This is a genomic window from Pseudomonas sp. C2B4 (genome assembly GCF_013359695.1).
GTDB lineage: Bacteria > Pseudomonadota > Gammaproteobacteria > Pseudomonadales > Pseudomonadaceae > Aquipseudomonas.
Window position 1 is genome coordinate 1 of record NZ_JABFMU010000053.1, and the last position, 13,442, is coordinate 13,442.

Annotated in this window: 15 protein-coding genes; 6 read left to right on the forward strand and 9 right to left on the reverse strand. The window is 58.6% G+C overall.

The features are described from left to right. Positions 1 to 396: 396 nt before the first annotated feature. From HNQ83_RS24825 to HNQ83_RS24855, 7 genes are all read right to left on the reverse strand, one after another. Positions 397 to 1,035, reverse strand: a complete 639-nt coding sequence (locus HNQ83_RS24825) for a transposase (RefSeq protein WP_175391397.1) — start codon at positions 1,033 to 1,035, stop codon at positions 397 to 399. Then, positions 1,032 to 1,811: a hypothetical protein gene (locus HNQ83_RS24830; RefSeq protein ID WP_175391398.1), complete on the reverse strand. Its 780-nt coding sequence runs from the start codon at positions 1,809 to 1,811 to the stop codon at positions 1,032 to 1,034. Before HNQ83_RS24830 ends, HNQ83_RS24825 begins: the two co-directional genes overlap by 4 nt. A gap of 178 nt (positions 1,812 to 1,989) precedes the next feature. Beyond that, complete coding sequence (locus HNQ83_RS24835; RefSeq protein WP_175391399.1) at positions 1,990 to 2,175, reverse strand: hypothetical protein; 186 nt, start codon at positions 2,173 to 2,175, stop codon at positions 1,990 to 1,992. 49 nt (positions 2,176 to 2,224) lie between these two features. After that, positions 2,225 to 2,398 (reverse strand): hypothetical protein, encoded by a 174-nt coding sequence (locus HNQ83_RS24840; RefSeq protein ID WP_175391400.1) that lies wholly within the window; start codon positions 2,396 to 2,398, stop codon positions 2,225 to 2,227. A gap of 295 nt (positions 2,399 to 2,693) precedes the next feature. After that, complete coding sequence (locus tag HNQ83_RS24845) at positions 2,694 to 3,563, reverse strand: oxaloacetate decarboxylase (RefSeq protein WP_175391401.1); 870 nt, start codon at positions 3,561 to 3,563, stop codon at positions 2,694 to 2,696. Between the two features lie 204 nt (positions 3,564 to 3,767). Then, entirely contained in the window at positions 3,768 to 4,802 is a 1,035-nt protein-coding gene (astA, locus tag HNQ83_RS24850) for an arginine N-succinyltransferase (protein WP_175391402.1), read from the reverse strand. Positions 4,803 to 4,863: 61 nt separating this feature from the next. Further along, positions 4,864 to 5,880: an arginine N-succinyltransferase gene (locus HNQ83_RS24855; protein ID WP_175391403.1), complete on the reverse strand. Its 1,017-nt coding sequence runs from the start codon at positions 5,878 to 5,880 to the stop codon at positions 4,864 to 4,866. Positions 5,881 to 6,466: 586 nt separating this feature from the next. Between HNQ83_RS24855 and HNQ83_RS24860 the strand changes: the two genes are divergently transcribed. Then, complete coding sequence (locus tag HNQ83_RS24860) at positions 6,467 to 7,039, forward strand: histidine phosphatase family protein (RefSeq protein ID WP_175391404.1); 573 nt, start codon at positions 6,467 to 6,469, stop codon at positions 7,037 to 7,039. Beyond that, a complete protein-coding gene (cobF, locus tag HNQ83_RS24865; RefSeq protein ID WP_175391405.1) occupies positions 7,039 to 7,794 on the forward strand; it encodes a precorrin-6A synthase (deacetylating) in 756 nt (251 codons plus the stop codon). The genes HNQ83_RS24860 and cobF overlap by 1 nt, the downstream gene beginning before the upstream one ends. Positions 7,795 to 7,902: 108 nt before the next feature. Here the strand turns inward: cobF and ftrA are convergent, their stop codons facing one another. Then, a complete protein-coding gene (ftrA, locus tag HNQ83_RS24870) occupies positions 7,903 to 8,877 on the reverse strand; it encodes a transcriptional regulator FtrA (protein ID WP_175391406.1) in 975 nt (324 codons plus the stop codon). 101 nt (positions 8,878 to 8,978) lie between these two features. Between ftrA and HNQ83_RS24875 the strand changes: the two genes are divergently transcribed. Continuing rightward, complete coding sequence (locus HNQ83_RS24875; protein WP_175391407.1) at positions 8,979 to 9,413, forward strand: rhodanese-like domain-containing protein; 435 nt, start codon at positions 8,979 to 8,981, stop codon at positions 9,411 to 9,413. A gap of 148 nt (positions 9,414 to 9,561) precedes the next feature. Here HNQ83_RS24875 and HNQ83_RS24880 read toward each other — a convergent pair whose 3' ends face one another. Further along, a complete protein-coding gene (locus HNQ83_RS24880; RefSeq protein ID WP_175391408.1) occupies positions 9,562 to 10,203 on the reverse strand; it encodes a type 1 glutamine amidotransferase in 642 nt (213 codons plus the stop codon). Positions 10,204 to 10,447: 244 nt separating this feature from the next. Between HNQ83_RS24880 and HNQ83_RS24885 the strand changes: the two genes are divergently transcribed. From HNQ83_RS24885 to HNQ83_RS24895, 3 genes are all read left to right on the forward strand, one after another. After that, on the forward strand, positions 10,448 to 11,227 hold the full coding sequence (locus HNQ83_RS24885) for an ABC transporter substrate-binding protein (RefSeq protein ID WP_175391409.1): 780 nt from the start codon (positions 10,448 to 10,450) through the stop codon (positions 11,225 to 11,227). A gap of 201 nt (positions 11,228 to 11,428) precedes the next feature. Beyond that, complete coding sequence (locus tag HNQ83_RS24890; RefSeq protein ID WP_175391410.1) at positions 11,429 to 12,541, forward strand: succinylglutamate desuccinylase/aspartoacylase family protein; 1,113 nt, start codon at positions 11,429 to 11,431, stop codon at positions 12,539 to 12,541. A gap of 183 nt (positions 12,542 to 12,724) precedes the next feature. After that, complete coding sequence (locus HNQ83_RS24895) at positions 12,725 to 13,441, forward strand: alpha/beta hydrolase (protein ID WP_175391411.1); 717 nt, start codon at positions 12,725 to 12,727, stop codon at positions 13,439 to 13,441. The last annotated feature ends 1 nt before the right edge of the window (position 13,442 follow it).

The window sequence follows — 13,442 nt, forward strand, 5'->3', positions numbered from 1 at the left end:
CTCCACTCAGCCTTCCGAAGGGGCGGGCAGATCAAAAGCAGCCGAGGCGAGCTGACACTCGACCTGTTTGGTGGATGTACGCAGTCTCCTGTGGGAGCGGGCTTGACCGCGAAAACGGTAAGTCAGGCAACATCTGGTTTGAATGTGCCTCCGCCTTCGCGGGCAAGCCCGCTTCCACAGGGGATCAGCGAGCAACTGCCGTGCGCAATGCGGGATGTAATTCAGGCGGAGGGCATTGCAGCGGGATGAGGGGTTCCCGGCGACGGTTTAACGGAGTTTGAAAGCAGGGGTCAGGTCGGATTACACCGTCATAACCTGACGCGTTGTTTCGGGGGCAGGCAGGGTGATGAATACTTTTCATATCGGGACGCCAACGTGCCTTTCTCCAGTTCAAAGCTACTCCACACCCAGCAATGACAGCGCGTGTTCGTAAAACGCTACCTCCTGCGTTGCGATGCCGGGATACGTAGGCCTGAAGTCTTCGTCAAAACACCAGGCTTGGGCACCGGTCGTTGGCGGCGCATGAATGATCAGGCTGAGAGAAGCAGACATGTTCCGAGGGGGCAGTTGCCGATGCACTTCGTAGTAGGGTTGCATGTGCATCACTTCGCCTTGGGCGAGTTTAAGCGTTGTTTCTTCACCCAAAGGCGGGCGGATGCCGGCGCGTAATGGCGTCTGATCAAGGATTTTGCGCTTGACGGTGGTGTAGCCATCGCCGCTGTAGCCCACCGCGAAAATCTCGAAATCGTGGGTGTGGTTCAAGTGGTAGATGAACGTCTCGCTTTCGTCCTGGCTGGACACCGGAGCCCAGAAACCGAGGCGAACGCTGTAGGTTTCCGAGTAATGCAGCACAAAGGCGTAGGCGTTATACAAGCTGTTTTTGGTGCTGTACCCGTCACGTTGAAGGGTGTTGTAAAGGTGCTCGCTCAGCAATGTTCTATTGGTAGCGAGTTCGCGCAGGTCCGCGATAATGCGTGATTTGTCCTGGTGGAGGTCGTACGTGTCCATGCGTTCAACAAAGGTGGCCAATTTCATGCCATTTCCCCCACGTGTTGATCCAGCAGGTCATTGAGTCGAGTGTTTTGCAGGTTTCTTAAAAGAGGCGCATAACCCAGTGCTGTTGCGGGATTTACCCGATGAATCATCTGGAACGCCTTCCATGCGACGGCGGGGTGAAAGTGATAAATCAGTTCTTCAGCCACTTTGCCTGCTCCGGGGTCTTGGGCGGCCTCCAGTAACTCCAGGCTGACCAGATAGCGGGCAGCGCTGTCGTGATGGGGGAACCAGGCAGTTTTTTGCAATGACACGCGATCGAAGACGTAAATGTCGGCGTTCTTGTCAGGAAAGTTGAGACTGCCGATAAATGCGAAGTGCCCAGTGCCATTCACATTACTGTCGAACAGTTGCTGCGTGCCGTCGATGAGCAACGGGTTGCTGGCATCGACGATGACCCGCTCTCCGCGAGTCAGATGTTCATCTTCAAGTTCGTAAAGTTGAATGGGAAACGATCCTGCGTTGATCGCAAATAAAACACTTTTTCCGGGTATGGAATAGAGTTGTCCAGGCGTCGGTGCATGGTCAGGTACCTTGAGGCTGATGTTGCCATGTTGGTTGCAGTGTAATGTGAGTGTTCCAGTATGGGTGTTGGTCAGCTTCATGATTTCAGCATGATGAAATGAATCAGTAGTGTGCGCTGTTTGCTTGGGTAACTGATTTGCCAGGTTTTTCACTTCGATACTCATATTCAGTTTTTTAATGCTGTTGATGATTTGTGAGGGAGTCAAGTCAGGGTTAAGCAGGTTTTTTATCATGAAAAGTTCGCCTTTGCTTTTAAGGTTTTTAATAACGTGGCGGGGCGGGTATTTAAGAAGTGAAGTTATTTGGTTGTCGGGATGTGATTTCACTTATCAAGTCAGTTAGATGTAAGTAGACGTCAGAGGCTGAGTATTGCGGCCACTGACGTCTATCTAACAGATGGGAAGAGTGCTGCTAGGCAGGTTCGAGCATCTCGCTCAACTGCCAGTAGCGCTTGATTTCGTGAAGGTTGCCGACATTGAGGCGGGGTGTACTTCCCCAACAGTTCATGTCGTGGTGTTTCACGGTCGACGCAAAAATGATGTTTTTTTCTGCGTGAAAGAGTGGTGTTTTGGACCAGTTCTTGTCTGTCTTTTGCATCACGGCCTCATTCTGTCTGATTTACAGATCCGTTGATCGCTATAAGGCATTAGTTCTTGGTGGGTATATTCCAGGATTTTTTGATTTCGTGGATGTTTCCTATGTTGTAGCGAAGATCCACGCCGTTGCAGGAGGTTTCAATATTGGATTTTGTCGGTGTGGTGATGACTTTTACTTGAGCGCGTAATAGATCAGTGTTTTGCCAGTTGTAGGTGGTTTTCATAAGTACTTCCTTGTTTGTGGGTGGGCGTGTATCGCCCGGTATGTAAGTTTGGGTAATGCATGGGTGTTGTTTGTTTTAGGGTTAAATAATTATGTTATTTAACGGTTTCGAGGTTAGAGGGGGCGATATTTAATATCAACTCTGGAGTTGTTATTAAGTGTTTGTGTTTGTTTTGATGTGCGTATTTGTTGGTGGGAACTATCCATTCGGCACAGGATTCCTTGCAACCCTGCCGGTGACATTGCGTCTACCGGCCGAATCACAAGTAACTTCAGGAGCCGAAATCAGAGAATACTCATTCCTTGACGCTCATGAACTCCTCCGCCCAACGGATGTATGCCTCCGGCTGGGTGTAGGTATGGGTCAGTTCGGTGGCGTTCAGGTCCGAAGCCTGGGTGAAGATCTGCCGTTGTTCGCGCAGGCTGTCGTAGGTCGCCTTGATCGCGGCGAAGTAGGCGCCGTGGCCGTCGATCACGATGCGCACGCCCAGTTCGGCCAGGCGTTTGTCATCGCGCAGCAACGGGTTGCCGTAGGTCACCAGCATCAGCGGCACGCTCAGGTGCTCGGCGATCTGTTCCAGATGATCGAAATCCTTCACCCCCACCATGCAGATGCCGTCCGCGCCGGCGGCCTGGTACTGCTTGGTGCGGCTGATGATTTCCTGGACCGGCAGAATGCCCGCGTGGGTGCGGGCGATGATGGCCATTTCCGAATCGCATCGGGCTTCCAGTGCCGCGCGAATCTTGCCGACGCCTTCGGCAACGGTGATCAGGTCGGTGGATTTGCGGCCGAATTGCGCCGGCAGCAAGGTGTCTTCGATCGTCAGGGCTGCGACGCCGGCCCGTTCGAGTTCGACGATGGTGCGCATGACATTGAGCGCGTTGCCGTAGCCATGGTCGGCGTCCGCAATTACCGGCAATTGGGCGACACGGCCGATACGGGTGGCCTGTTCGGCGAACTCACTGAGGGTGATCAAGGCAAAATCAGGGGCGGCCAGTACCTGCAACGAGGCAACCGAGCCGCCGAGAATGCCTACTTCGAACCCCAGATCGGCGGCGATGCGGGCCGACATCGGGTCGAAGACCGATGCGGTGTGGTAGCAGGTGTTGGAAGCGAACAATTGACGAAAATTGCGGCGCAAATCTTGATGAGACAGCCTGGACATATGAGTTCCACCAATGGAAATGGAAGGGCTTGAGCAAAAGTGTCAACGCCGAAAGTGTTAGAGGCTATCACGGGCGAAGGTAGGGAATGATGACGAATTTACCGTGATTACTGCCTTTTGTTCCGCTGACGGCGGATCGTTCCTGCGGTTGGCGCCTGACAATTCGTCGGTGCAAAGCCCGGCGACAAAGAAGGGGACCGGTGATTACGCCGCCACCGACTGCTGCTGTTGATGGCGCAATTCAATGCAACGGACGGAATCGCCCGGTTGCAGTTGCAGGCGTTTGGCGATGAGACGGTCGACGATCAGGCAATCGCCAACCCGCCGTGCCGGGGCGGTGGTGATGCGGCAGTTTTCCAGGCGACGGTTGTGGATCAGCCACATCGGCGCGTGTTCGTCCGGAGTGCCGATGGACAGCGCCAGCAATTGACTGTCGCGCACGGTGCGGATGTTCGACACCGGGGCTTCGATGACCGGGCCGGCGTCGAAGATGTCGATGTAACCCTGGTGGGCAAAACCCTCGCTGGTGAGGATTTTCAGCGCCGGTTCGCTATTGGTATGCGGCTTGCCGATCACGGCTTGGGCTTGTTCAGTGAGCAAGCAGGTGTAAAGCGGCTGGCGTGGCATCAGTTCGGCGATGAACGACTTGTGACCCAGCCACGACAAGTGATCGGCATGGCTGAAATCCATTTTGAAAAAGTGTCGGCCCACGCTGTCCCAGAAGGGTGAGCAGCCATGCTCGTCGGCACTGCCGCGCAGTTCGGCAATGAGCTTGTCGCCGAACAGATGCGGAAACTCCGCTACAAACAACAGGCGCCCCAGGGACAGTAAGCGACCGTGACCGCCCAAGCGCTGATCGGGGCGCAGAAACAGCGAGCAGAGTTCCGATTGACCGGTCATTTCATTGTTCAGGAACAAGGTCGGGATGTGCCGCCGAATGCCCAGATCCTCCGATGAGTTGACTGTCAGCCCGACCCGGTAGTTGTACCAGGGTTCGCGCAGGCCGACGGCCCCGGTCAGGGCGCTGACGCCGATCACTTGCTGATCATCGTCTTCGAGCACGAACAGGTAGTCGGCATCGGCACGTTCTACCTGTTCGGCAAACGTCCTTTTCGCCCAGCGCAGACGATGGGTCAGCCGTTCTTCATTGGCCGGCAGGTTGGTCAATCCACGGCCCGCCTGCCGGACCAGGGCGAGCAAGGCGGGCAGGTCGGTGACCTGAACCGGACGGACAATCATGCTGCAGCTCCTTTTTCGCGCCAGTTCGGGCGTTGTCGTTCGGCATCGCGTCGGTTGATGCTCACAAGGCAATCAACCGGATCGGGCTGCCTTCGCTCACCTTCAGCGCCGCGCACATGCGGGCGTCCAGGGTCGCCGGTTGCCCGGCGACGTAGTCCAGGTCTGCGACGATGGCGCGATAATTTTCCAGCGAATCATTACTCACCAGATAGCGGCCGCGGGCGTCGATGGAGGAACCAGGACTGGCCAGGGTGCTATGGCTGCGGGCAATTGAACGGATATTGCCGGTGCGTGCAAACAGGGTCGGGCCGCCATCGAACAGGTCGACATAGCTGTTTGTTTCGAACCCCTCGCGCTCAAGGATATCGAAGGCCTCCTGGCCATCGGGGTGGATGCGGCCGATACAGTCCTGTGCGGCCTGGGGCAGCATCGGCACGTAGATCGGGTATTGCGGCATCAATTCGGCGAGAAAGGTCCGGCTTTCCAGGCCGCACAGCCGTTCAGCCTCGACATAGGGCAGGTCGAAGAAGTGTTTGCCCACCGCATCCCAGAACGGCGAGTGGCCCTCATCGCTGCTGTAGCCGACGATCTCGGTGATCACCGCATCGGAAAACCGTCGGGCATGGGCCGCAATGAACAGCAGCCGTGCCCGTGACAATAATTCCGAGAATACGGTGCGCTCCAGCGTGGCATCGATGTGGAATCCCCGCAGCAGGGTGTGGCTACTGAGGTCCTGGCACACCGACAGCGCCGGCACGTCGTGCTCGATGTTCAGCTCTCGCGAAGCACTGTTGAAATGGCGGTTGCGCAGGCTGTAGAACGGTTCGCTGAAGCCGGCGGTGGCAAGGATTTCCGAGCACCCCACCAGGCATTGGGTCGCCAGGTCTTCCAGCACGAAGAAGTAGTTCTCCGGGCCGGGGCTTTGCACGTGTTGCTCGAACGAGGTGCAGGAATCGAGAACTTTATCGCGCAGGCGTTCGCTGTCGTCCGGCAAGGACGTGACGCCCACCATGCTTTGGCGGGCGAGCCGCTGCAACTGGGGCAGGTCGGTTAACTGCACTGGACGCAAGACCAGCATGGGATGCACTCCTGTATCAAGGATCCGGTGACTGGCACCTGACCTGACTATCACTGTCGGTTTCCACGCGTTGTCGCGGCGGCGGCCTTGTCAGGCGCCACTCTTTTTTTCAGTTGTTTTCGTTACATGGCCACACGTGATACCCCGCCCGGGTCGTGTAATGGGCACAGGGTTTTCGAGGTGCGCATGGCTTTGCGTTCGGACGGTGCAAGGTCCAGGTCAGGATCGTCGGTCGGGTCACTGAATGAGGCATCCGGGCTCCTGCTGGATGGGGGGTGTCGATAGTCCGTTGAAACCAGTATTTATTTAACGCGTATTACATGTCTAGTTAATTTTCGCGCCGTTCCGGGCGCCCGCTCAGCGGGATGAATACCCTTGCGTCGAAGGCTACGCCGATGTCGATCGGCCTTGTAGGGCATGGCCCATAGAGATGTCGGAAATGGCTTCTGTTGCGCGATGAAAGGCCTGAACCGGTCAACAACATTCGCTCACGCGAAACGCCCGCCATCAGTCGAGTTACGGCACAATTGAGCCAAATTCGACGGCCAGACGCCGTTTTTCCCGTCTATCAACAGAGAGAAATTTCGTGCAGGCGACCCGTTTGACCCTGATCTGCCACGCTCGAACCGTCGCACAGAAATTGGCGCGTTTTCCTACGAATGAGCCCTTGGAGATGGATTGGCAATCGGCGAGGGGCTCGCGCAGTACTCTATTCAAGGGTTCACCCAGGCTGATGTGCGCTCCGGAACTGCGGACCCGGCAAACCGCTGAACTCTTTGGCGACACTGTGGAAATTGTTCCGGCACTCAGGGATTGCGATTTCGGTCGCTGGAACGGGGCACGCATCAACGACCTGCAAAAAACCGAACCCGAACGGCTCGACACCTGGCTCGCCGATCCGGGTTCGGCTCCCCACGGTGGCGAATCAGTGACGCAAGTCGTTGAACGAGTGGCCGCGTGGCTGGCGACGCTGGAAGCGACACCCGGGCATGTCGTTGCTGTGACCCATCCCTTTATCATCCGGGCCGCGCTGACGAGCGTGTTGCGCGCTTCTGCCTTCAACCTGATTGATGTCGAGCCGTTGTCGGCCATCGAACTGAGGTTCAATGGTTGCTGGCGGCTGCGCTTGTCGGGCATTGAGCCCGAAGGAACGCTGTGATGAAAAAACTTCTGGTCATCGGCATCGGCGCCGGCAATCCCGACTACATCACGATGCAGGCGGTGAAAGCCTTGAATCGGGTCGACGTGTTTTTCCTCATGGACAAGGGCCAGAGCAAGGGCAAACTGATCGATCTGCGCCGGGAAATCTGCGAGCGCTACATCACCGATCGGGACTACCGCTTTGTCGAAGCGCACAGTCCGGAGCGCGAGCGTGGCGATGTGGACTACACAACGAGTGTCGATGATCTGAACCTGGCCAAGCAGCGAACCTTCGAACGGCTGATCAACGAAGAACTATCAGACGACCAGTGCGGCGGGTTCCTGGTGTGGGGCGACCCGGCGTTGTACGACAGCACCCTTCGCATCCTGCAGGCGATTCTCGTGTCAGGCGCCTGTGCTTTCGAGTTTGAGGTGATCCCCGGTATCACCAGCGTCCAGGCGTTGGCGGCGCAGCACAAGGTAGCGCTCAATCAGATTGGTCGCGCGGTGGAGATCACCACCGGCCGGCGCCTGGCAGCGGGGCAGGTGAGCGATGCCGATAGCCTGGTGGTGATGCTCGATGCGCAGGATGCCTACCATCAGGTGGCGGACCGGGACACCGAGATTTTCTGGGGTGCGTACCTGGGGACGCCGGATGAGATCCTGATCAGCGGCAAGCTCAAGGATGTGGCGGATGAAATTGAGCGGGCTCGCAAGGCGGCGCGGTTGGCCAATGGGTGGATCATGGATACCTATCTGTTGCGCAGGCCTTGAGAAATGGGTTGTCCGGCCAGACGCCTTCGCGAGCAGGCTCGCTCCCACAGGGAAACGCGTTTCAAATGTGGGAGCGAGCCTGCTCGCGAAGGGGCCTGCCCAGATAACTCAAGAAATGGCCTTGACCCCACGCCCAAACCGTTCCCGATACACCGACGGCGGCACCCCGACCACACTGCGAAAGGCCACTCGAAAACTTTCCACCGACCGATAACCACACTGCCCGGCAATCTGCTCGGTGTTTTGATTCGTACTTTCCAGCAGTTCGCGAGCGCGGCCCAGGCGTTCGTGTTGCAACCACGTCTTGGGCGACTGGCCGCTGGCTTCGCTGAAACGCCGCAGGAACGTGCGCTCGCTCATGGCCGCTTCGCTGGCCAGGTCGCGGACCTCCAGCGGTTCGTGCAGACGCTCCCGTGCCCACTGCATGACGCGGGAAAGATCGCTGCGAGGTGTAGGGCTGACCGGCGTTGGAATGAACTGCGCCTGGCCACCGGTGCGTTGTGGCGACATCACCAGGCGCCGCGCCACGGCGTTGGCCACTTGCGTGCCGAAATCCCGCGCCACCAGATGCAGGCAGGCATCGATGCCCGCCGCGCTGCCGGCCGAGGTGATCAACTGGCCCGAGTCGACATACAACACATCCGGGTCCACCAGAATGTCCGGAAAACGTTCGGCCAGCTCCGTGGTGTAGCGCCAGTGCGTGGTGGCGCCGTGACCATTGAGCAGCCCGGTGGCGGCCAGCACGAACACTCCAGAGCAGATCGACAACAACCGCGCACCTCGGGCATGGGCCTGACGCAGGGCAATCAGCAACGCCTCGGGCACGGCGGCATTGCGGTCGCGCCAGCCGGGAATAATGATGGTCCGGGCTTGGGCCAGCAGCTCCAGGCCGCCATCGGCCAACACATGGATACCGCCCATGGCGCGCATCGGGCCTTGATCGACGGCGACAATTTGATGTTCATACCAGGGAAAATCGAATTCCGGCCGCGCCAGGCCGAAGATCTCCACGGCGATGCCGAACTCGAAGGTACAGAGGCCGTCGTAGGCCAGAATCGCGACCAATCCAGGGGCAGGTTGCATTTGGCGGAAAATTCCCGGTGAGTGTCTTGTGCGCCACTGTAGCGGCAAGTGGCAGGCGGATAAAGTCTGTTCATACCCACTGACACTCTGGAGCACTGCCCATGACCAGCCTGGTCCGCGAAATTCCCGCCGCCCCCTCGGCTATCGCCCTCATGCACTTCAGCAACCGCCTGACCTTCGAAACCGACTGCTCCGATGTCTATGGCAGCCAACAGGCCGGCGAAATCGATTTTGTTCTGGTGGACGTGCGTGGCCCGTTGGCGTTCGAGCGCGGCCATGTGCCCGGCGCGATCAATATTCCGGGCCGACTTTTGACTGCCGAAGGTCTTGCGGGCTACCCGAAAAGCAGCCTGTTCGTGGTTTATTGCGCTGGCCCGCACTGCAACGGCGCGAACAAGGCGGCCGTGAAGCTGGCGGCGCTGGGTTATCCGGTCAAGGAGATGATCGGCGGCGTGACCGGTTGGCTGGATGAAGGGTTTGAGTTGAGTGTGGCGGTGCAGCGGCCGGCGAGTGCTGTGGTCGGTTGCGAATGCTGACCTACAGGCACCTCTGATCCACTGTGGCGAGGGGATTCATCCCCGCTGGGCTGCGAAGCGGCCCCAAAAAATGGGACTGCTACGCAGTCCAACGGGGTGGTGCGACGATTCGCTGAATCCCCTCGCCACAAAGGTGAATGCCGTGAGTTCAGCGAACTGCTGACGCCGCCCACCACTCATCCAGCGTCGCCTGCAACCACTCAAAAACCGCAGCATGGGCGACGCTGTCCTGGGGATCCCGAGGCAACGGCGATTCGTCGGCAAAATGCTGATTCAACACGGCCACCGACTCGGCATTCCACTCCGGATGAAACTGCAAGCCGACCCGCGTCGGCCCGACGCAGTACATCTGCTGTTCACACTGCTCGGTGCTGGCCAGTAATTGCGCCTGCGGCGGCAGGTCGATGGCGTCTTCGTGCCACTCCAGCACCTTCAAACGCTGGCCATCGATGAAGTTCACGGTGGTCCAGCCCGTTTCGCTTTGCGCCATGCGCCGCACGTTGCCGCCCAGGCTCAGGGCCAGCAATTGCGCACCGAGGCAAATGGCGAACACCGGCGCACCTTGCCCCAGACTGCCCGCCAGCCATTGGCGTTCGGCTTCCAGCCATGCCGGCCCGGCGTTGGACTCATAAGGGCCGCCCAAGAGAATCGCGGGTGCCGCGCTGACAGGGGGTAACTGGCCAAGGTCGGCACGAAAAACATTCAGCTTCACCTCACGGGAGGCGGCCCAGTCGGCAATAGCACCCGGACCCTCGGCAGGGTGGTGCTGGATCAGGTTCAACTCGGACATCAGGCTTCTCATGAGTGGGCAGGTGGGTGGGCATTATCCGACAGTCCTTGCACCGTGCTGGAGCATGGTGGATTCACCGTCGGATGTTTGGCCATTTTCTATAAGAATTTGTCGCGCCGAAACAATTTGCCCCGCATCAGCCGCTCTAGACTGCCCGCCTCTTCGGTCCTTGTCCGCCATAAGCGAACGACTGAAAGCTGCCAATCGAGCTGCCAATAAAAGCCTCCGCACACAGGAGTTATAAATGAAGAAGCTAGTGATGTTCGGTGCCCTGGCACTGTCGATGTTGTCCCTGACCGCCGTGGCTGAAGACGCCAAGCCGATCCGCATCGGTATCGAAGCCGGTTACCCGCCATTCTCGATGAAAACCCCTGACGGCAAACTCACCGGTTTCGACGTCGACATCGGCGACGCGCTGTGCGAGCAGATGAAAGTGAAGTGCACCTGGGTCGAGCAAGAATTCGACGGCCTGATCCCGGCGCTGAAGGTCAAGAAAATCGACGCCATCCTGTCGTCCATGACCATCACCGATGACCGCAAGAAGAACGTCGATTTCACCATCAAGTACTACCACACGCCGGCGCGCTTCGTGATGAAGGAAGGCACCGACATCAAGGACCCGCTGACCGAACTCAAGGGCAAGAAAGTCGGTGTGCTGCGCGCCAGTACTCACGACCGCTTCGCCACTGAAGTGCTGGTGCCGGCCGGCATCGAGCTGGTGCGTTACGGCTCCCAGCAGGAAGCCAACCTGGACATGGTCTCCGGTCGTGTTGACGCACTGCTGGCCGACTCGGTCAACCTGGACGACGGTTTCCTGAAGACCGACGCGGGCAAAGGCTTCGCGTTCGTAGGCCCGACCTATGAAGACGCCAAGTACTTCGGCGGCGGTGCCGGTATCGCTGTACGCAAGGGCGATAAAGAGCTGGCGGACAAATTCAACACCGCCATCACCGAAATCCGCGCCAATGGCAAGTACAAGCAAGTGCAGGACAAGTACTTCAACTTTGACGTCTACGGTCATTAATACACCGTAGAAAAAAGTGGCCCCGTTGACGCGGTGGCCACTTTTTTTATGCTTACTTTCTATGAAGTGAGAAACCTGTGGGAGCGGGCTTGCCCGCGATGGCGTTGTGTCAGGCAACATCAATGTTGAAAGTGCCGGCCTCATCGCGGGCAAGCCCGCTCCCACAGGTGATCTCAGTGTTCCTTACATTGGAGTCTTCCCATGCAACGCATTGACCATCCACTGCCCTGGAGTCACCTCGGTACCGAGCGCACCCTCAGTGTGTTTCGATACGGCGCAGGCACTCGCAAGGTCTACATCCAGGCCAGCCTGCACGCCGATGAACTGCCGGGCATGCGCACAGCCTGGGAGTTGAAGAAGCGCCTGACCGAGCTGGAAAGCCAGGGGCAACTGCAAGGTGTGATCGAGCTGGTGCCGGTGGCCAACCCCATCGGTCTTGATCAGCATCTGCAAGGCAGTCACATGGGTCGCTTCGAATTGGGCAGTGGAAAGAACTTCAACCGCGCATTTGTAGAGCTCAGCGCTCCCGTGGCGCAGTTGATAGGTGATCGTCTGGGCGCCGATGCCGAGGCCAACATCTCGCTGATCCGCCAGACCATGGGCCAGGTACTTGACGGTTTGCCGGCTCCGGCTTCACAGCTGGAAGCGATGCACCGCCTGTTGCTGCGCCACGCCTGCGACGCGGATATCACCCTCGATCTGCATTGCGACTTCGACGCGGCGATCCACATTTACGCCTTGCCGCAGCACTGGTCGCAGTGGCAATCCCTGGCGGCCCGTTTAAAGGCTGGCGTGGCGTTGCTGTGTGAGGATTCCGGTGGCAGCTCTTTCGATGAGTCCTGTTCCTCGCCCTGGTTGCGCCTGGCCAGGGCATTCCCCGACGCCGCGATTCCACCGGCCAACCTGGCGACCACACTGGAACTGGGCAGCATGGGAGACACCCGGGTCGATCAGGCTCAAGCCAATTGCGAGGCGATTCTGGGCTTTCTGGCCGAGCAAGGTTTCATCAAGGGCACCTGGCCGGCGGCGCCGGGCGAATGCTGCGAGGGCATGCCGTTCGAAGGCACCGAATACCTGTTTGCCCCCCATCACGGCGTGGTCAGTTTCCTGCGCGAGGCCGGTGAGTGGGTGGAGAAGGGCGATGCACTGTTTGAAGTGGTCGACCCGTTGAACGACAAGGTCACCACCGTGCGGGCGGGAACCAGTGGCGTGCTGTTTGCCATTGACCGTGGGCGCTATACGCAGCCGGGGACCTGGCAGGCGAAAGTGGCGGGGCGTGAGCCGATTCGGGTTGGGAAGTTGATAAACGACTGACTTTGGAAGTTGCGGTGCCTCACCTGGCCTCTTCGCGAGCAGGCTCGCTCCCACAGGGGATTGCATTTCAAATGTGGGAGCGGGCTTGCTCGCGAAGAGGCCGTCAGCCTCACCTGAAATTTCCCTGCCTGCTTCACAGTGTTAGGCTCTGCCCCGAATCCTGCGCACTGTGAAGGAAGGCTTATGTTGAAATTTCTCGCTCTGCTCACGCTGCTGGCATCCGCCGCTGTCCACGCCCAAACCCCGCTGCAAACCGATCTGCCGCTCAAGTACCTGGAGCAGGCCAACCCCGAGTCCCGCGATCAGCCCCTGGTGATTTTCCTTCACGGTTACGGCAGTAACGAGCAGGATCTGTTCGGCATCAAGGATGAACTGCCTGCGCAATACACCTACCTGTCAGTGCGGGCGCCGATGGTGATGGAAGAGGGCAGCTACCAGTGGTTTCGCAAGAAGGGCGAAGGTGCCTACAACGGTGAGACCGATGATCTGAAGTCCAGCGGCCAGTTGCTGCTGGATTTCGTCGCGCAAGCGGCGCAGAAATATCACACCGAACCTGCCCGGGTGTATCTGGTGGGGTTCAGTCAGGGGGCGATCATGTCTTACGAGGTCGCCTTGCGGCATCCCGAGGCGGTGGGCGGAATCGCTGCGCTGAGCGGGCGGATTCTGCCGGTGCTCAGGTCAGAATTGAAACCGGATGAAAAACGCCAGTCGCTGGCGATTTTCATCGGTCATGGCACGGCGGATGTGCGCCTGCCTTTCAGCGACGGCACCGAAGCCAACAGCCTGTTGCAGAGCATTTCACTCGAGCCCGAGTTTCATGCCTACCAAGGCGTCGGTCACAACATCAGTGCCGAAGAAATGCAGGATTTGAGCGCCTGGTTGCAGCGCCTCAACCCCTGAG